This window comes from Lysobacter sp. F60174L2 (assembly GCF_052547135.1).
This window is the reverse complement of the sequence record NZ_JBQWRA010000002.1, coordinates 412,700-430,247: the sequence shown is the minus strand read 5'-3', so window position 1 is coordinate 430,247 and position 17,548 is coordinate 412,700. Positions and strand designations below refer to the sequence as shown.

Here is a 17,548-nt window from a genome sequence, read left to right as displayed (position 1 = left end):
TTGTGAACGGGGGCGTGGCCTGCGCGGTTTGCGGCACTGCAACAAGCCGCCGCATAATCGGGGTATCCCGGCTGCGGCCGGTTCCCCACAAGGAGTCCGCCATGAGCGACGTCGTCATCGTCGGTGCCAAGCGCACCGCCATCGGTTCATTCCTCGGCCAGTTCACCGGCGTTCCCACGCCGGCGCTGGGCACCGCCGCGATCACCGGCGCGCTCGGGCACGCCGGGCTCGCCGCCGACCAGGTCGAGGAGGTCATCCTGGGCTGCGTGCTTCCCGCCGGCCTCGGCCAGGCGCCCGCGCGCCAAGCCGCGCTTGGCGCGGGACTGCCGGCCTCGGCCGGCTGCACCACCATCAACAAGGTCTGCGGTTCGGGCATGAAGGCGATCATGCTCGGCCACGACCTGATCAAGGCCGGTTCGGCCAGGGTCGTCGTCGCCGGTGGCATGGAATCGATGACCAACGCGCCGCACCTGCTCAACGGCTCGCGCACCGGCGTGCGTTTCGGCAGCGCCGAGTTCCTCGACCACATGGCCCACGACGGCCTGACCAATCCGTACGACGGCAAGGCGATGGGCGTGTTCGGCGACATGGCGTGCGACAAGTACGCGTTCGACCGCGCCGCGCTCGATGCGTTTTCCGAGGAGAGCGTCAAGCGCGCGCAGAAGGCGCAGGCCGACGGCTTGTTCAAGGACGAGATCGCGCCGGTCACGGTCAAGACCCGCAAGGGCGAGGTCGTGGTCGATACCGATGAAGAGCCGGGCAAGATCGATACCGCGAAGATCCCGAACCTGCGCCCCGCATTCGGCAAGGAAGGCGTGCTGACCGCCGCCTCTTCATCGAAGATTTCCGACGGCGCCGCCGCGGCCGTGTTGATGTCGGCCGACGACGCGAAGGCGCGCGGCCTGACGCCGCTGGCGCGCATCGTCGCCCACGCCAGCCACGCGCAGGCGCCGGAATGGTTCACCACCGCGCCGGTGCAGGCGGTTTCAAACGTGCTGGAGAAGGCGGGCTGGAAGGTCGAGGACGTCGATCTGTTCGAAATCAACGAGGCGTTCGCCTGCGTGGCGATGGCGCCGATCAAGGACCTCGGCATTCCGCATGAAAAAATCAACGTGCATGGCGGTGCCGTCGCGTTGGGCCATCCGATCGGCGCGAGTGGGGCACGCTTGCTGGTGACGTTGCTCCACGCCTTGCGTGCGCGGGGCGCAAAGCGTGGTGTCGCATCGCTTTGCATCGGCGGCGGCGAAGCCACCGCAATCGCCGTGGAATTGCTTTGACGGGCGCTTTTATCACAGCCCCCGGCAAAATGATGTGCATGCCGGATTTAGCCGCAGGGGTTAACGCGTCGTTAACCAAAAAAATACGCGCGGCCGCTTGACAGGCGTCACCGGCTTGTCATCATGTTATCGGCGCGCAATTGCGCGTTGTCCAACTAATCGACGAGGAATGAACCATGACTTTCAACAAGGCGCTGCTCGCCCTGGCTATGGGCTTTGCCCTGGTTGCCTGCTCGAACCAGCAGCAGGCTGAAGACGCCGCCGCCGAAGCCTCCGAGGCTGCTGGCGAGGCTTCCGAAGCCGCTGCCAACGCTGCCGCCACCGGCGACGCGATGGCCACCGACGCGGCCCAGGCTGCTGCCGACACCGCCGCTGCCGCTGCTGACGCCGCTGCGACCTCGGCTGACGCCGCTGCCGGTGCGACCGACATGACCGCCGCCGACGACGCTGCCGACGCTGCCGAGAATGCAGCCGACGCCGCCGAGCAGGCGCAGGACGCGGCTGAAGAAGCCGCTGCCGGTTCGGACGCGGAGACCAACAACGACGGCCAGTAATCCGGCCCGAGTTACTGGTATGAAAGCCGCCGGCATTTTGCCGGCGGCTTTTTTGTTGCGTCTTCACATTGCTTTACGGGCAAGGCGTTAATAGTTTCGCCGCCGGCAGCACCGGCGCCTTTAACGCAGTTCCACTGCCGACATCAGGAGTAAGCCATGAACAACAAGCTTTCGATCCTTCTCGCCGCCAGCGCCTTCGCCCTGGCCGCCTGCAACTCCCCGACCGCCGACCAGGAAGCCAGCGAAGCCGCCACCCAGGCCGAGATCGCCGGCGACCAGGCCGCCGCCGCCGCGGAATCCGCCGGTGACGCCGCCGCCGCCGGCACCGAAGCCGCTGCAGCTGCAACCGCCGCTGCTGCCGGATCGGCCGCCGCCGCCGTCGACGCCGCCGCCGATCCGGTCCAGGAAGCGTACGAGGAAGGCAAGGCGAACGCGGCCGGCGCGATCGGCGAGGCAGCCGACGACGTGTCGGCGTCGATGGCCGACGAGCAGGCCGAAGCCGAGGCCACTGCCGAAGCCGAGGTCCAGGACTGATCATTCGATCAATCCGGTAGTTCGACGGGGCCCGCGCAATGCGGGCCCCGTTTTTTTCCGGTCACCTCCGGTCGCGTAGCGGGCCACGTTACCGCTGCGGTTATCCTGTGTCGTCCCCACATGGCCGTGACCGCATGCCCGCACTGAGTTCAGCCCTCGATCCGCGCTCGCAGGATTTCCAGGACACCGTCGCCTACCACCGCGCACTGGTCGACGAGCTGGACGCGCGGCTGGCGCGTGCCGTTGCCGGCGGCGGTGACAAGGCGCGCGACAAGCACGTCGCGCGCGGCAAGCTGCTGGTGCGCGACCGCATCACCGCCCTGCTCGACGCCGGTTCGCCGTTCCTCGAAATCGCGCCGCTGGCCGCCGAAGGGATGTACGACGATGCGGCTCCGGCGGCCGGCATGGTCTGCGGCATCGGCCGGGTCCAGGGCCAGGAAGTCGTGGTGGTCGCCAACGATGCGACGGTCAAGGGCGGCACCTACTTCCCGATGACGGTCAAGAAGCATCTGCGCGCGCAGGAGATCGCCCGCGAGAACCACCTGCCCTGCGTCTACCTGGTCGACTCCGGCGGCGCGTTCCTGCCGCTGCAGGACGAGGTGTTCCCGGACAAGGAGCACTTCGGCCGGATCTTCTACAACCAGGCGCGGATGTCGGCCGAGAACATCCCGCAGATCGCCGTGGTCATGGGCAGCTGCACCGCCGGCGGCGCCTACGTGCCGGCAATGAGCGACGAGAGCATCATCGTCAAGGAACAGGGCACGATCTTTCTCGGTGGCCCGCCACTGGTGAAGGCCGCGACCGGCGAGGTGGTCGACGCCGAGACCCTCGGTGGCGCCGATGTGCACACCTCGATCTCCGGCGTCGCCGACCATTTCGCCGAGGACGACCGCCACGCATTGCAGATCGCCCGCGGCATCGTCGGCACGCTCAACCGCAAGAAGACCCTGCCGGTCGCGACACAGCCGGCGCGCGAGCCGCTGTTCGGCGCCGAGGAGCTGTACGGCATCGTGCCGAAGGACACCCGTCGCCCGTTCGACATCCGCGAAGTCATCGCCCGCATCGTCGACGGCAGCGAGTTCCAGGAGTTCAAGGCGCGCTACGGCAAGACCCTGGTCACCGGCTTCGCCCACCTGCACGGCTACCCGGTCGGGATCATCGCCAACAACGGCATCCTGTTCGCCGAGTCCGCGCTCAAGGGCGCGCATTTCATCGAGCTGTGCAACCAGCGCGGCATCCCGCTGGTGTTCCTGCAGAACATCACCGGCTTCATGGTCGGCAAGAAGTACGAGCAGGCCGGCATCGCCAAGGACGGGGCCAAGATGGTGACCGCGGTGGCGTGCTCGCACGTACCGAAGTTCACCGTGGTCATCGGCGGCAGCTTCGGCGCCGGCAACTACGCGATGTGCGGCCGCGCGTACGGCGCGCGCTTCCTGTGGATGTGGCCGAACGCGCGGATCAGCGTGATGGGCGGCGAGCAGGCGGCCAGCGTGCTGGCGACGGTCAAGCGCGACGGCATCGAGGCGCGTGGCGGCGTGTGGACGCCGGACGATGAGGACGCCTTCAAGGCGCCGATCCGCGAGCAGTACGAGAGCCAGGGCAACCCGTACTACGCCACCGCACGGCTGTGGGACGACGGCATCATCGACCCGGCCGACACACGCCGTGTGCTCGGATTGGGATTGTCGGCCAGCCTCAACGCTCCGATCGAAGACCGCACGCGCTTCGGAGTGTTCCGGATGTAGCCGGGCCCGGGGCAACGCACACGGGAGACCGCGCATGAGGAAACTGCTCGACCGGGTTACTCCGGTCACCTTCTTCGGTTCGGCGATCATCGCCATCTGCCTGATCCTGTATGCGAGCCTGTCGCCGGACAGGGCGGCCGCAACCTTCAGCGCAGCCAACGCCTGGATCATCACCGAGGCCGGCTGGTTCTACCTGCTCGCGGTCGGCATCTTCGTGGTGTTCCTGCTCGCGCTGGCGCTGAGTCCGTTGGGGCGGATCAGGCTCGGCCCCGACGAATCGACCCCCGACTACGGCTACGGCACCTGGATCGCGATGCTGTTCAGTGCCGGCATGGGCATCGGCATCGTGTTCTACGGCGTGGCCGAGCCGATCACCCACTTCTCGTTCCCGCCCGACGCCGCGCCCCTCTCGGCGCAGGCCGCGCGCGACGCGATGGAAGTGACCTTTTTCCACTGGGGCGTGCACGCCTGGGCGATCTACGCGGTGGTGGGGCTGGCGCTGGCCTACTTCGGCTACCGTCGCAACCAGCCGCTGCTGCTGCGCTCGGCGTTCCATCCGATCCTCGGCGAACGCATCCACGGCTGGATCGGCGACGTGATCGACATCTTCGCGGTGGTCGGCACGCTCGCCGGCCTTGCCACGTCGCTCGGCCTTGGCGTGTCGCAACTCAACGCCAGCATGAACTACCTGTTCGGCCTGCCGCAGAACCTGGCGACCGAGCTGTTGCTGATCGGCATCGTGACCATCCTCGCCACCATCACCGTCGCCACCGGCGTCGACAACGGCATCCGCCGGCTCAGCGAGATGATCATCCTGGTGTCGTGCCTGCTGATGCTGCTGATCCTCGCGCTGGGGCCGACCACCTTCCTGCTGCAGGCGCTGGTGGAGAACATCGGCCTCTACCTCGACGCGTTCGTATCGCGCACGTTCCATATCTACGCCTACGAGCCGACCGACTGGGTCGGCACCTGGACGCTGTTCTACTGGGGCTGGTGGATCTCGTGGTCGCCGTTCGTGGGCATGTTCATCGCGCGCATCTCGCGCGGCCGGAGCATCCGCGAGTTCCTGTTCGGCGTGCTGTTCGCGCCGGCCGGCTTCAGCTTCATCTGGTTCACGATCTTCGGCAACACCGCGATCTGGCTGGACCTCAACGTCGCCGACGGAGCAATCGCCACCACCGTGGCCGACAACATGCCGATCGCGCTGTTCACCGTGTTCGATTACCTGCCCTGGGCGACGGCGCTGTCGTGGATCACCGGGCTGCTGGTGGCGGTGTATTTCATCACCGCATCCGACGCCGGCGCACTGGTCATCGCCATGATCACCTCGCGTGGTGACGAGGAACCGGCCCTGTGGCTGCGGATAGGCTGGGCGCTGACCTGCGGTGCCGTCGCGGGGGGCCTGCTACTGGCCGGCGGGCTGGCAGCGGTACAGATGGCCGCGGTGATCGCGGCGCTGCCACTGGCGGTGATCATGCTGCTGATGTGCTACTGCATCACCAAGGCACTGCGTGAGGAACACGGCATGAGCCTCAGCCAGCAACTGCCGTCGGCGCCGCCGGTGCCGGGCGCGGGCGGTTCATGGCGCCGCCGGCTGGCCGCGATCGTCAGCCATCCCGGCAAGCAGCAGGTACAGGCATTCCTCCAGGGCACGGTCGCCCCTGCTTTCGCGACGGTGGTGAAGGAGCTGGGCGAGCGCGACATCTCCGCGGAATTCCAACAGGTCGACCAGGGCGTGGTGCTGACCGTCCACCATGGCGGCACCGCCGCGGACTTCGTCTATTCGGTGCAGCCGGTCGCCCACCCCATCCCGGCGTTCGCCCTGGCTGATGTAGCGCGACGCGAGGGCGAGCGAAACCGCTACTGTCGCGCCGAGGTCTTCCTCAACCAGGGTGGCCGGGGCTACGACATCTACGGGTACGAGGCGGAGCAGGTGATCGCCGACGTGATCACCCACTACAACCGGTTCCGCCATTACCTCTACGCTTCCGCGCCCACGTGATCGCGGCACCGCGCAGCTGTGACCGTCCTCACCGATGAATGCGGGTTTGCTGTCGGCAGGCTGAAGCGATCGCCGCAATGTGGGACGGCGCAATGAAGGGCGCGTGAAGCGGGTGTAAGTTCGGGGTTCCCCCGAACCCCGGACCCATCAATGGCCATCTGGAAAGAAACCACCCCGTCCAAGTCCTCCCCCGCCCCGTCTCCGGCGTCGACACCCGAGCCCGCCCAGTTCGACCCGTCGCCGGTCCGCGACATCAGCCCGGCCACGCCGGCCTCGACTCCAAGCCCCACCCCCGCGCCGGCATCGACTCCGCAGCGCGCGGGCGACACGCAGTTGAAGGAGTCGCTGATCGCGGCCGACCTGACCATCGAGGGCAAGATCGAGGGCACCGGCCACGTCCGCATCGCCGGCAAGTTCAATGGCGACGTCAACGTGCAGGGCAACCTGACCATCGAGACCGGCGCCAAGCTGACCGGCGGCGTGCGCGCGCAGACGGTCATCATCGCCGGCGAGCTGGAAGGCAACATCGAATCGGCCCAGAAGGTCGAGGTGCTGGCCTCGGGCGCGCTGATCGGCGACGTCAAGGCGGGTTCGCTGACGGTCGCCGCGGGTTCGCGGATGCGTGGCCAAGTCGAGTTCGGCTGGGGCGACAAGCATTCCGGCGGCAAGTCCGGCGGCGGCAAGACGGGCACCGACGACGCCGCATGAGCGCCGCCCCGCGTCCCGGCACGCCGGGTGCGACCCGGACCTGTCCGCACTGCAAGACGACGATCCTGGAAAGCTCCAGCGTCTGCCCGCAGTGTCGCGGCCATCTGCGCTTCGACAGCGACGCCAACGCGGTTGCGGCGGTGAAGTTCTCGCCGCTGCAGGTCGAGGGCACCATCCCGGCCCCGGCCGACGGTGCCTGCGAGTATTCGATGGTGTTGTCGATCCGCGACGGTCGCGGTCGCGAGATCAACCGCCAGGTGGTCGGCGTGGGTGCGATGCACCCCGGCGACGAACGCACCTTCAGCCTGGTGGTGGAGGCGACCGAGGTGCCGGGCCATAAGGCCCGGCGCAAACACTAGTCGGTCGGTCCGCAACCGTTGCAGGCACCGCAATCGCCGCCGGCACTCTGTGTCGGTGGCGCAATCGTGCGACCCAGCCGTTGCATCCAGCGCGGCTTGCCTTCACGCACCATCGGTATCGCAAACATCAGCCGCAGCTTCCGTACCGCCGCCGGGAACTGCCGACGCGCGACGTACGCCGCGCTGAGCACCACTGCCAGCGCGATCACCGTGTACTGGACGAGCAGGCTGGCGTCCATGCTCATCCCGCTCCCAGCAACACCGCGACCTGGTAGGTCACCAGCGACGCGAGGTAAGCCAGTCCGAACAGATAGCCGGTGGCGATGCCGACCTGCTTCCACGAGTTGGTCTCGCGCTTGATCGTGGCCAGGGTCGAGATGCACATCGGCGCGTAGATGAACCACACCAGCAGCGACAGCGCAGTCGCCAGCGACCAGGTGTCGGAGATGACCGGCGTCAGCGCCGCGGTCGCCGCATCGTCATTGGCCGCCGACAGCGCGTACACCGTCGCCAGCGACGACACCGCCACCTCGCGCGCGGCCAGGCCCGGGATCAGGGCGATGCAGATCTGCCAGTTGAAGCCCAGCGGCGCGAAGATCGCGGTCATCGCGTGGCCGATCCGGCCGGCGAAGCTGTAGTCGATCGCCGGCTGCACCGCATCGGCCGGCGCGGCCGGGAACGACAGCAGGAACCACAGCAGGATGGTCAGCGCGAGGATGATGCCACCGACCCGGCGCAGGAAGATCCAGGCGCGTTCCCACAGGCCGATCAGCACGTCGCGCGGGTGCGGGATGCGGTACGACGGCAGCTCCAGCATCAACGGGTGCTCGCTCTTGTCGCGGCGCCACTTCTTCATCACCCACGACACGCCGAGCGCGCTGAGGATGCCGGCGACGTACAGCCCGAACAGCACCAGCCCCTGCAGGTTGAAGATGCCGACCTGCTGCTGCGGGATGAACGCGCCGATCAGCAACGCATACACCGGCAGGCGCGCCGAGCAGGTCATCAGCGGCGCGACCAGGATCGTCGCGAGGCGGTCGCGCGGGTCCTGGATCGAGCGGGTCGCCATGATCCCGGGGATCGCGCAGGCGAAGCTCGACAGCAGCGGGATGAACGAGCGGCCCGACAGGCCGGCCTTCGACATCATCCGGTCGAGCAGGAACGCCGCGCGCGGCAGGTAGCCGGACTCCTCCAGCGCGATGATGAAGGCGAACAGGATCAGGATCTGCGGCAGGAAGATGATCACCCCGCCGAGGCCGGCGATGATGCCGTCGACCAGCAGGCTGTTGAGCGGGCCTTCGGGCAGGGTCGCGCCGACGAACTCGCCGAGCGCCACGGTGCCGGCGTCGATCGCGTCCATGATCGGCGTCGCCCAGGCGTAGACCGCCTGGAAGATCAGGAACATCACCACCGCCAGCGACAGCAGGCCGATCGCGGGGTTCAGCAGCCAGCGGTCGAGGGTGTCGTCGATCGCTGCGGTGCGGCGTGGCATCGTCACCGCCAGCGACAGCAGGCGGCGGGTCTCGGCGTGCAATGCGTCGGGGTCGACCATGGCCGCGGCGGACATGTGCTCGCGCGGCTCGTGGATGGCGCCGGCAACGCCGTCGAGCTTCGCCACCAGCGCCTCGGCGCCGTCGCGACGGATCGCCACCGTCGGCACCACCGGCACGCCCAGTTCGCGCTCCAGCGCGGCCAGGTCGACGTCGATGCCGCGGCGCTTGGCCGCGTCCATCATGTTGACCGCCAGCACCATCGGCTTGCCGAGCTCGCGCACTTCCAGCGCGAAGCGCAGGTGCAGGCGCAGGTTGGTGGCATCGACCACGCAGACGATCACGTCCGGCGCCGGCTCGCCCGGGTAGAAGCCGCGGCACAGGTCGCGGGTCACCGCCTCGTCGAGACTGGCGGCATCGAGGCTGTAGGCACCCGGCAGGTCCAGCACCGCGTAGTTGCGGCCGGACGGTGCGTTGAACCGCCCCTCCTTGCGCTCGACGGTGACACCGGCGTAGTTGGCGACCTTCTGGCGGCTGCCGGTCAGCAGGTTGAACAACGCGGTCTTGCCGCAGTTCGGGCTGCCGACGAGGGCCAGGCGAAGACTGTCGGCGGCGCTCATGCGGCCTGCTCCACTTCGCGACTTACGCGAACGCGCGCGGCCTCGGCCCGGCGCAGCGCGAACCGGGTGAATCCGATCTGCACCAGCAGCGGTTCGGCCGAGAACGGACCGGCCGCCATCACTTCGACCCGCTCGCCGGCGACGAAGCCCAGCTCGCGCAGGCGGCGTGCGATGGCGTCGTTCGGCGACAGGTCCTCGACCGTCTCGACCGTGGCCGCGGTGCGCCGCGGCAATTCCGTCAGCTTCAAGGCAACGTCCGTACAAATGGGAATTGTTCTCATTCTACCATCGCCAATGGCCGCGGGCGTATGCCGGAAATGGCCAATGCGCCAGCGTCTATCATTGGGGCAGCCAAGGAACCGGACGCCACCATGAGCCATCCATTGCTGAACCTGCGCGAGGGCCCGGTCGCCCGCCTGCGCATGAACCGACCCGAGGTGCACAACGCCTTCGACGCCGAACTGATCGCGGCCCTGACCGGCGCGCTGGAGGCGGTCGGTCGCGACCCCGAAGTCCGGGTGGTCGTGCTCGAGGGCGAAGGCGCCTCGTTCTCGGCCGGCGCCGACCTCAACTGGATGCGCGGCATGGCCGCCGCCACCGAGGACGAAAATCGCATCGACTCGCTCGCCCTCGCCCGCCTGATGCGTGCACTGAACGAATTGCCGAAGCCGACCATCGCCAAGGTCCACGGTGCCGCCTTCGGTGGTGGCGTCGGACTGGTGGCCTGCTGCGACATCGCGATCGGCTCGCAGGACGCCAGGTTCGGCCTGACCGAGAGCAAACTCGGCCTGCTGCCGGCGGTGATCTCGCCGTACGTGATCGAGGCGATCGGCGCCCGCCAGGCGCGCCGCTGGTTCGCCTCGGCGGAGATCTTCGATGCCGGACAGGCCTGCGCGATGGGCCTGCTGCACGACGCGGTCCACCCGACCACGCTCGACACCGCGGTGCAGCGCCAGGTCGACCTGCTGCTCAAGGCCGGTCCGCTGGCCTCGGCGCAGGCCAAGTCGCTGGTCCGCCAGGTCGCGTCGCACAGCGACGGCGCCCGCCACGATGCCGACAACGCCGCCCTGATCGCGCGCCTGCGGGTGTCGCCGGAGGGCCAGGAAGGCCTGTCGGCGTTCCTCGACAAGCGCAAGCCCGCCTGGTGCGGTTGAACAATAAGGAAGTGACCACGTGTTCGAAAAGATCCTGATTGCCAACCGCGGCGAAATCGCCTGCCGGGTCATCCGCACCTGCCGCGAGCTCGGCATCCGCACCGTCGCGGTCTACTCCGAGGCCGACGCCGACGCCCAGCACGTGCGCCAGGCCGACGAGGCGCACTGCATCGGCGGCCCGCAGCCGGCCGACAGCTACCTGCGCGGCGACGCGATCATCGAGGTCGCGCGCCAGACCGGCGCGCAGGCGATCCACCCGGGCTACGGCTTCCTGTCGGAAAACGCCGACTTCGCCGATGCAGTCGAAGCCGCGGGCATCGCCTTCATCGGCCCGAAAGCGGCGTCGATGCGCAAGATGGGCTCGAAGGCCGGCGCCAAGGAACTGATGCAGGCCGCCGGCGTGCCGGTGGTGCCGGGCTACACCGGCGCGGAGCAGGATCCCACGCACCTGCACGCCGAAGCCGACAAGGTCGGCTATCCGCTGATGATCAAGGCCGCGCACGGCGGCGGCGGCAAGGGCATGCGGATCGTGCGCGACAGCGGCGGGTTCCTCGCCAACCTGGAATCGTGCCAGCGCGAGGCGAAGAACGCGTTCGGCCGCGACCGGGTGTTGCTGGAGCGCTACGTCGAGAAGCCCCGCCACATCGAGATCCAGGTGTTCGGCGACAGCCACGGCAACGCGATCCACCTCAACGAGCGCGAGTGCTCGGCGCAGCGCCGTTACCAGAAGGTGCTGGAGGAATCGCCCTCGCAGTTCCTGACCCCGCAGATGCGCGAGGCGATGGGCGCCGCGGCGGTGCAGGCCGCGCGCGCGATCGACTACGTCAACGCCGGCACGGTCGAGTTCATCGTCGGCCAGGACGGCCAGTTCTACTTCATGGAGATCAACACCCGCCTGCAGGTCGAACACCCGGTGACCGAGTGCGTGACCGGGCTCGACCTGGTCGCGTGGCAGTTGCAGGTTGCCGCGGGCGATGCGTTGCCACTGGCGCAGGAGCAGGTCCGCAGCCACGGCCACGCGATCGAGGTGCGGCTGTACGCGGAAGACCCCGAGGCCGGCTTCCTGCCCGGCTCCGGCAAGCTCGAGCGCCTGCGCCTGCCGACCGCGGACGAGCATGTGCGGATCGATTCGGGCGTAGTCGAAGGCGACACCGTGACGATCTTCTACGACCCGATGATCGCCAAACTCATCGTCCACGACATCGACCGGCCGCGCGCCCTCGCCCGCCTGCGCGCGGCGCTGGCGCAGTGCGAGGTCAGCGGACCGAAGTCGAACATCGAATTCCTCGAACGGCTGGCCCGGCACCCGGCCGTGGTCGACGCCAGCATCGACACCGGCTACCTCGACCGCCACCTCGACGAATTCGTGCCGGCGGCCGAAGCCAACATCGACACCGACCTGCTGCTGGCCGCCACCGTGACCCGGTTGCTGGCGCAGGAACACGACACCCGCGCGCGCGCCGCCAACTCGGGCGACCCTACTTCGCCGTGGGCGATCGCCGACGGCTGGCGGCTCGGCCACGGCAGCCGCCGCAGCCTCGCCTTCGGCCATCGCGACCAGCGCATCGAAGTGCATGCGCGCGGCAGCAATGGCGACTATCAGGTGGAACTGGGCGACACCAGCCACGACGGCGGCACGTACCAGATCAGCGGCGCGCGCCTGCACGACGGCCACCTGAGCCTGCGGATCGGTGCCCGCGCCCGCGGCTTCACCGTGCTCGACCGCGACCGCAACCTGCTGGTCCACGACGGTGAACGCCGCCTGCGCCTGCAACCGCTGGCGATGTACCGTCACGAGGAAGGCGCGTCCGGCACCGGCGCCGACAACGTGGTCGCACCGATGCCGGGCCGGGTGGTGGTGGTCCGCGCCACCGCCGGCGACACCGTCGAGGCCGGCCAGGAGGTCATGGTGATCGAGGCGATGAAGATGGAGCTCAGCCTCAAGGCGCCGCGCGCCGGCACCGTCGCCGAGGTTCGCGCGGCCGCCGGCGACTTCGTCGAGGCCGATGCCGTGCTGGTGGCGCTGGAGGACCAGGCATGAAGCTGCTTGCACGATTCGTTTCCGCCCTGGCCACCGGACTGTTGCTGGCCGGATGCACGCCCGGCGTGGAGGCGGAAATCGACGACGCCTGCGGAGAAATCCCGTTCGCTGCCGCGCTGCCTTCGCTGGAAGCAATCGGAAGCCGGCCACTGCTGTGGAAACAGTGCGGAGTCGTCGAGGTGAGCGCGCGCTACGGCCAGGAAGACCCCGAAACCGGCGACGGCGACCATTGCACCATCAATATCAACGACACGCGATTCCAGACGCCCGACGGCGCCGCCTCCGTTGGCGCGGATGACGCTTTTGAACACGGAAAGTCATTGATGCTGGGTTTCTCGAAGATGAACGTCGAGATGCTGGTGGGAGCGCGGAAGGGCTATCTCGAAGAACCCGTGCTGCTCAACGCGCGTGGCGGCCCCTCCACGCTGCCCGTGGTCGGACAACTCTCCAACGGCGATACATACGCGATACCGGTGCCGGCCAAACAGGAAGAGCCGGGCAGCGAAAGCCTGCTGGCCGTCATCAACGACCGCTACGCACTGACCATCCAGTGCACCGAGCCGGTCCTCGACCATGACCAGGCCGATGCGATGTACCGTCCGTACATCAACGCGCTCCAGCTGGGCAACCTGCCATGAAATCCGGTGTCCGCATCGTCGAGGTCGGCCCCCGCGACGGCCTGCAGAACGAGAAGGCCCTCGTCGCCACCGCCGACAAGATCGAACTGATCGACCGGCTCTCGGCCACGGGCCTGCAGAGCATCGAGGCGACCAGCTTCGTCAGTCCGAAGTGGGTGCCGCAACTGGCCGATGCCGCCGAAGTGTTCGCCGGCATCACCCGGAAACCCGGCATCCACTACCCCGTCCTTGTGCCCAACGAGAAGGGCTACGAGCGCGCGCGCGAAGTCGGTGTCGAGGAGATCGCGGTGTTCACCGCCGCCTCCGAAGCATTCAACCAGAAGAACATCAACGCCTCGATCGACGAGTCGCTGGCCCGCTTCGCGCCGGTGCTGGCGCGTGCGCAGTCGGACGGCGTGCGGGTCCGTGGCTACGTCTCCACCGTGCTCGGTTGCCCGTACCAGGGCGAGGTGCCGCTGGCCGATGTGGTCCGGGTTGCACGTGAACTGCATGCAATGGGCTGTTACGAGATTTCACTGGGCGACACCATCGGCGTCGGCACGCCCGGCAAGGCGCGCGCGATGCTGAAGGCGGTCGCCGCCGAGGTGCCCATGCCGGCGCTGGCGGTGCACTTCCACGACACCTACGGCCAGGCGCTGTCGAACATCCTCGCCTGCCTGGAGGAAGGCGTGGCGGTGGTCGACTCGGCCGTCTCCGGCGTCGGCGGTTGCCCGTATGCAAAGGGCGCCAGCGGCAACGGCGCCAGCGAGGATGTTGTCTACATGCTGCACGGGCTCGGCATCGAGACCGGCATCGACCTCGATCGCCTCGCCGACACCGGCCGCTGGCTTGCGTCGCTGCTGGGACGCGAGACCGGCAGCAAGGTCGGCAAGGCGCTGGCCGTGTAGATGAACGCCGAGCCGCCCGACCAGCGCCCGCCCCCGCCCCTCGACGAGGTGGATGCGGCGGCGACGCTGGCGGCGCTCGACCGGGCGTGCGACGCCGCCGCCCTGCCACCACACCAGGCCACCCTGCTGCACCAGGCGCGCGACGCGCTGCGCCGGGCGCTGCGCGACGAAGCCTCCGCACGCCAGCGCTACCAGACACTGTTCGACGCCGTGCCCGACCCGGTCAGCATCATCGCTTGGGACGGCACCGTGCTCGACCTCAACAAGGCCGGCATCGCCGCCTACCACCGGCCACGCGGGGAGATCGTCGGCCGGCCGATCGAGGTGCTGAATCCCGACCTGCCCTCCGGCCACATGGGGCCGGTGCGCGACGCCCTGGCGCGCGGCGAGAGCTACGTGATCCAGGTCACCAACATGCGCGCCGACGGCAGTCGGTTCCCGGTCGAGGTGCATTCGGCCAATTTCGAGTACGGCGGCCAGCGCAGCCTGGTCGCGGTCGCGCGCGACCTCAGCGCGCGTACCGATGCCGAAGCCCGGTTCCGGGTGCTGACCGAAATGGTCGACAAGGGCGTCGTGGTCCGTGATGCCGATGGCCGCACCACCTACGCCAACGCCGCCGCGATGCGGCTGATGGATTCGCCACGGCGCCAGGGCTTCGAAGACCTGATCCGGGATGGCCACTGGCTGCTGGTCGGCGAGGACGGCCGCATCCTCACCGAAGAGGCGCTGCCGTCAAGCGAGGCGCTGCGCACCGGCAAGCCGGTCGGCCCACGGGTGATCGGCTTCTTCAACCAGCGCCTGCGGCAGTTGAGCTGGCTGTCGGTGAGTTCGGTGCCGCAGTTCGCCGCCGGCGCCGACCGCGCGCACCAGGTACTGTCGATGTTCAGCGACATCACCGACCTCAAGCGCGACAGCGCGATGTTCGAGCGGGCCCAGGCCCTGGCCCATATCGGCGGATGGCAGTGGGATACCGGCCAGGACCAGGTCTACCTGACCGCCGAGGCCCGCCGCATCATCGGCCGCACGCGACCGCCCGATACCATCGACGGGCTGCTGGACTGCTTCGTCGACAACGACCGCGACCGCTTCCGGCTTGCCCTCGACCACGCGATGGCGACCGGGAAGGCGATCGAGCTGGAGTTGCGCGGCGTCCGCGGCGACGGCCGGCCGTTCTGGGCTCGGGTGATCGGCGAGGCCGAGGCCGGCGGTCCGCTCAATGCGCGCCTGACCGGCACCCTGCAGGACGTCACCGAGCGCATGCAGGCCGAGGAAACCCTGCGCACCCAGGCGCGTACCGATCCGCTGACCGGCCTGCTGAACCGCGACGCGTTGCGCTTCGAGATCGAGCGCCGCCTCGCCGACCCGGCGCAGGCCCGGCTGGCGGTGCTGTACATCGACCTGGACCGGTTCAAGATCGTCAACGACGTGCTTGGTCACGCGGCCGGCGACCGCCTGCTGGCCTCGGCGTCGCGGCGGATCCAGCACGCGGTCGGCATCGAGGGCGCGATCGGCCGGTTCGGTGGCGACGAGTTCCTGGTGGTGTGCGCGACGGCGGATGATCCCGCCCGCCCGGCGCGGCTGGCCGAAGCCATCCTCGCCATCTTCGGCGACAGCTTCCGGCTCGACGGCGAGGAGTTCTCGATCACCGCCAGCATCGGCATCGCCCGGGCGCCCGACGACAGCACGCGCTCGCAGCAGCTGATCCAGAGCGCCGATGTCGCGATGTACGACAGCAAGCGCCGCGGCCGCAACAGCTGGCAGGGATTCACCGCGGAACTGGCGGCCCAGCAGAACGAGCGGCTGCAGTTGGAGACACAACTGCGCCGCGCCGTCAGCAACGAGGAACTGCACCTGGTCTACCAGCCGCAGGTCGACCTCGCCAGCGGCCGGCTGGTCGCCGCCGAGGCGCTGGTGCGCTGGCACAACCGTACGCTCGGCGACATGGCGCCGGGGCAGTTCATCGGCCATGCCGAAACCACCGGCGACATCGTCGGGATCGGCGACTGGGTGCTCACCGAGGCCTGCCACCAGCTGCGCGACTGGCGCGAATCCGGGCTGCCGCTGGAACGCGTCGCGGTCAACGTCTCCTATCGCCAGTTCCTTGGCGAGAACCTGGCCGGGCACGTACGCGCCGCGCTCGCCGAGTCCGGCCTGCCCGGCAGCGCGCTGGAACTGGAGTTCACCGAGCGGGTGCTGATCGAGGACGAACCCGACACGCTGCGCACGTTCGCCGAGCTGCGCGAACTCGGCGTGGTGCTGTCGATCGACGATTTCGGCGAAGGCTACAGCGCGCTCAACTACCTGCGCCGGCTGCCGATCCACGGGCTCAAGCTGAGCCAGCTGTTCGTGCAGGGCGTGCCGGGCAACGCGTCGGATGTCGCGGTCTGCCAGGCCGTCACCGGGATCGCCCGCAGCCTGGGCCTGGGGCTGGTCGCGGAAGGCATTGAAACCGTCGCCCAGCGGGATTTCCTGATGGGGCTCGGGGTCGGCATCGGCCAGGGGTTCCTGTTCGCGCCCGGGCTGACGCCGGTCGAGATGCAGCACAGGTACCTGCCGTCCGCGGTGATCCGTGGCCGCGCGACATAGCCTGCGGCGACCGCAAGCCCACGCCGATCCGGCCGGTCGCTTAGAATCGCGGGTTTCCGCCCGCAGGACTCCCTCATGCAGCTTTCCGATACCCGCGCCATCATCACCGGCGGCGTTTCCGGCCTCGGCCTCGCGGTCGCGCGGCACCTGGTCAAGCACGGCGGCAAGGTCGCGCTGTTCGATGTCAACGACGACAAGGGCGCTGCCGCGGTCGCCGAGCTGGGCGATGGCAACGCGCGTTTCTACAAGACCGATGTGTCCGACGAGGCAGCAGTCGCGGCCAACGTCGCCGCTGCGCGCGAGTTCCTCGGCGGGCTCAACGTCGCGGTCAACTGCGCCGGCATCCTCGGCGCCGGTCGCGTGCTCGGCCGCGAAGGCTCGATGCCGTTGTCGCAGTTCCAGACCACGGTGATGGTCAACCTGGTCGGCAGCTTCAACGTCGCCAAGGCCGCCGCCGAGGTGATGCAGCACAACGAGGCCGGCGTCGACGGCGAGCGCGGCGTGATCGTCAGCACCGCGTCGGTCGCCGCCTACGAAGGCCAGATCGGCCAGGCCGCGTACTCGGCATCGAAGGGCGGCGTGGTTGGCATGACCCTGCCGATGGCGCGCGAACTGGCGCGCTTCGGCATCCGCGTGATGACGATCGCGCCGGGCGTGTTCTGGACCCCGATGGTCGACGGCATGCCCGAGAACGTGCAGCAGTCGCTGGCGGCGACCATCCCGTTCCCGTCGCGGCTCGGCCAGCCGGAGGAGTTCGCCGACCTGGTCGCCTACATCCTTGGCAATACCTATCTCAATGGCGAGACGATCCGCCTGGATGGTGCGACGCGGCTGGCACCCAAGTAACCCGTCGCCCCGTGTAGGAGCGACGTAAGTCGCGATCTCGAGGACAACCGGTTTCGCCGTGCGGTCGCGACTTACGTCGCTCCTACAGGGAACCGGGGTGTCCACCA

The 17,548-nt window shown here is 68.8% G+C and carries 16 protein-coding genes; 13 read left to right on the top strand and 3 right to left on the bottom strand.

Annotated features, from left to right (window positions below; translation table 11 throughout):
* Positions 1–101 precede the first annotated feature (101 nt).
* The 7 genes from ACT9AS_RS07095 (at position 102) to ACT9AS_RS07065 (ending at position 7,179) form a co-directional block, all read left to right on the top strand.
* Positions 102–1,277 carry an acetyl-CoA C-acyltransferase gene (locus tag ACT9AS_RS07095; RefSeq protein WP_445099412.1) on the top strand — a complete coding sequence of 392 codons (1,176 nt, stop codon included), beginning with the start codon at positions 102–104 and terminating at the stop codon, positions 1,275–1,277.
* A gap of 176 nt (positions 1,278–1,453) precedes the next feature.
* Positions 1,454–1,831, top strand: coding sequence for a hypothetical protein (locus tag ACT9AS_RS07090; protein ID WP_445099411.1), 378 nt, complete (start codon positions 1,454–1,456; stop codon positions 1,829–1,831).
* Between the two features lie 156 nt (positions 1,832–1,987).
* Positions 1,988–2,365, top strand: coding sequence for a hypothetical protein (locus ACT9AS_RS07085; protein ID WP_445099410.1), 378 nt, complete (start codon positions 1,988–1,990; stop codon positions 2,363–2,365).
* Positions 2,366–2,499: 134 nt separating this feature from the next.
* Positions 2,500–4,110, top strand: a complete 1,611-nt coding sequence (locus tag ACT9AS_RS07080; protein ID WP_445099409.1) for a carboxyl transferase domain-containing protein — start codon at positions 2,500–2,502, stop codon at positions 4,108–4,110.
* A 34-nt stretch (positions 4,111–4,144) separates the two neighbouring features.
* Positions 4,145–6,112: a BCCT family transporter gene (locus ACT9AS_RS07075; RefSeq protein ID WP_445099408.1), complete on the top strand. Its 1,968-nt coding sequence runs from the start codon at positions 4,145–4,147 to the stop codon at positions 6,110–6,112.
* A 150-nt stretch (positions 6,113–6,262) separates the two neighbouring features.
* Complete coding sequence (locus ACT9AS_RS07070; protein WP_445099407.1) at positions 6,263–6,820, top strand: polymer-forming cytoskeletal protein; 558 nt, start codon at positions 6,263–6,265, stop codon at positions 6,818–6,820.
* Complete coding sequence (locus tag ACT9AS_RS07065; RefSeq protein WP_445099406.1) at positions 6,817–7,179, top strand: hypothetical protein; 363 nt, start codon at positions 6,817–6,819, stop codon at positions 7,177–7,179. The genes ACT9AS_RS07070 and ACT9AS_RS07065 overlap by 4 nt, the downstream gene beginning before the upstream one ends.
* On the opposite strand, the gene ACT9AS_RS07060 is transcribed toward ACT9AS_RS07065, so the two are convergent.
* The 3 genes from ACT9AS_RS07060 to ACT9AS_RS07050 are packed head-to-tail and all read right to left on the bottom strand — an operon-like array spanning position 7,176 to position 9,537.
* Positions 7,176–7,418, bottom strand: coding sequence for a DUF6587 family protein (locus ACT9AS_RS07060; protein WP_445099405.1), 243 nt, complete (start codon positions 7,416–7,418; stop codon positions 7,176–7,178). The two genes, ACT9AS_RS07065 and ACT9AS_RS07060, sit on opposite strands and share 4 nt — an antisense overlap.
* A gap of 2 nt (positions 7,419–7,420) precedes the next feature.
* A complete protein-coding gene (gene feoB / locus ACT9AS_RS07055; RefSeq protein WP_445099404.1) occupies positions 7,421–9,289 on the bottom strand; it encodes a ferrous iron transport protein B in 1,869 nt (622 codons plus the stop codon).
* Complete coding sequence (locus ACT9AS_RS07050) at positions 9,286–9,537, bottom strand: FeoA domain-containing protein (RefSeq protein ID WP_445099403.1); 252 nt, start codon at positions 9,535–9,537, stop codon at positions 9,286–9,288. Before ACT9AS_RS07050 ends, feoB begins: the two co-directional genes overlap by 4 nt.
* 123 nt (positions 9,538–9,660) lie before the next feature.
* Here ACT9AS_RS07050 and ACT9AS_RS07045 point away from each other — a divergent pair, with 123 nt between their 5' ends.
* From ACT9AS_RS07045 to ACT9AS_RS07020, 6 genes are all read left to right on the top strand, one after another.
* Positions 9,661–10,443: an enoyl-CoA hydratase-related protein gene (locus ACT9AS_RS07045; RefSeq protein ID WP_445099402.1), complete on the top strand. Its 783-nt coding sequence runs from the start codon at positions 9,661–9,663 to the stop codon at positions 10,441–10,443.
* A gap of 19 nt (positions 10,444–10,462) precedes the next feature.
* Positions 10,463–12,484, top strand: a complete 2,022-nt coding sequence (locus ACT9AS_RS07040; protein WP_445099401.1) for an acetyl-CoA carboxylase biotin carboxylase subunit — start codon at positions 10,463–10,465, stop codon at positions 12,482–12,484.
* Positions 12,481–13,122, top strand: coding sequence for a hypothetical protein (locus ACT9AS_RS07035; RefSeq protein ID WP_445099400.1), 642 nt, complete (start codon positions 12,481–12,483; stop codon positions 13,120–13,122). The genes ACT9AS_RS07040 and ACT9AS_RS07035 overlap by 4 nt, the downstream gene beginning before the upstream one ends.
* Positions 13,119–14,009, top strand: a complete 891-nt coding sequence (locus ACT9AS_RS07030; RefSeq protein WP_445099399.1) for a hydroxymethylglutaryl-CoA lyase — start codon at positions 13,119–13,121, stop codon at positions 14,007–14,009. Before ACT9AS_RS07035 ends, ACT9AS_RS07030 begins: the two co-directional genes overlap by 4 nt.
* Positions 14,010–16,595 carry an EAL domain-containing protein gene (locus ACT9AS_RS07025; RefSeq protein ID WP_445099398.1) on the top strand — a complete coding sequence of 862 codons (2,586 nt, stop codon included), beginning with the start codon at positions 14,010–14,012 and terminating at the stop codon, positions 16,593–16,595.
* A 75-nt stretch (positions 16,596–16,670) separates the two neighbouring features.
* Positions 16,671–17,441 carry an SDR family NAD(P)-dependent oxidoreductase gene (locus ACT9AS_RS07020; RefSeq protein WP_445099397.1) on the top strand — a complete coding sequence of 257 codons (771 nt, stop codon included), beginning with the start codon at positions 16,671–16,673 and terminating at the stop codon, positions 17,439–17,441.
* The last annotated feature ends 107 nt before the right edge of the window (positions 17,442–17,548 follow it).

Excerpts from the sequence above, each read along its gene's own strand:
- ACT9AS_RS07095 (WP_445099412.1), top strand. The coding sequence starts at position 102 with ATGAGCGACGTCGTCATCGTCGGTGCCAAGCGCACCGCCATCGGTTCA.
- ACT9AS_RS07090 (WP_445099411.1), top strand. The coding sequence starts at position 1,454 with ATGACTTTCAACAAGGCGCTGCTCGCCCTGGCTATGGGCTTTGCCCTG.
- ACT9AS_RS07085 (WP_445099410.1), top strand. The coding sequence starts at position 1,988 with ATGAACAACAAGCTTTCGATCCTTCTCGCCGCCAGCGCCTTCGCCCTG.
- ACT9AS_RS07080 (WP_445099409.1), top strand. The coding sequence starts at position 2,500 with ATGCCCGCACTGAGTTCAGCCCTCGATCCGCGCTCGCAGGATTTCCAG.
- ACT9AS_RS07075 (WP_445099408.1), top strand. The coding sequence starts at position 4,145 with ATGAGGAAACTGCTCGACCGGGTTACTCCGGTCACCTTCTTCGGTTCG.
- ACT9AS_RS07070 (WP_445099407.1), top strand. The coding sequence starts at position 6,263 with ATGGCCATCTGGAAAGAAACCACCCCGTCCAAGTCCTCCCCCGCCCCG.
- ACT9AS_RS07065 (WP_445099406.1), top strand. The coding sequence starts at position 6,817 with ATGAGCGCCGCCCCGCGTCCCGGCACGCCGGGTGCGACCCGGACCTGT.
- ACT9AS_RS07060 (WP_445099405.1), bottom strand. The coding sequence starts at position 7,418 with ATGGACGCCAGCCTGCTCGTCCAGTACACGGTGATCGCGCTGGCAGTG.
- feoB (WP_445099404.1), bottom strand. The coding sequence starts at position 9,289 with ATGAGCGCCGCCGACAGTCTTCGCCTGGCCCTCGTCGGCAGCCCGAAC.
- ACT9AS_RS07045 (WP_445099402.1), top strand. The coding sequence starts at position 9,661 with ATGAGCCATCCATTGCTGAACCTGCGCGAGGGCCCGGTCGCCCGCCTG.
- ACT9AS_RS07035 (WP_445099400.1), top strand. The coding sequence starts at position 12,481 with ATGAAGCTGCTTGCACGATTCGTTTCCGCCCTGGCCACCGGACTGTTG.
- ACT9AS_RS07030 (WP_445099399.1), top strand. The coding sequence starts at position 13,119 with ATGAAATCCGGTGTCCGCATCGTCGAGGTCGGCCCCCGCGACGGCCTG.
- ACT9AS_RS07025 (WP_445099398.1), top strand. The coding sequence starts at position 14,010 with ATGAACGCCGAGCCGCCCGACCAGCGCCCGCCCCCGCCCCTCGACGAG.
- ACT9AS_RS07020 (WP_445099397.1), top strand. The coding sequence starts at position 16,671 with ATGCAGCTTTCCGATACCCGCGCCATCATCACCGGCGGCGTTTCCGGC.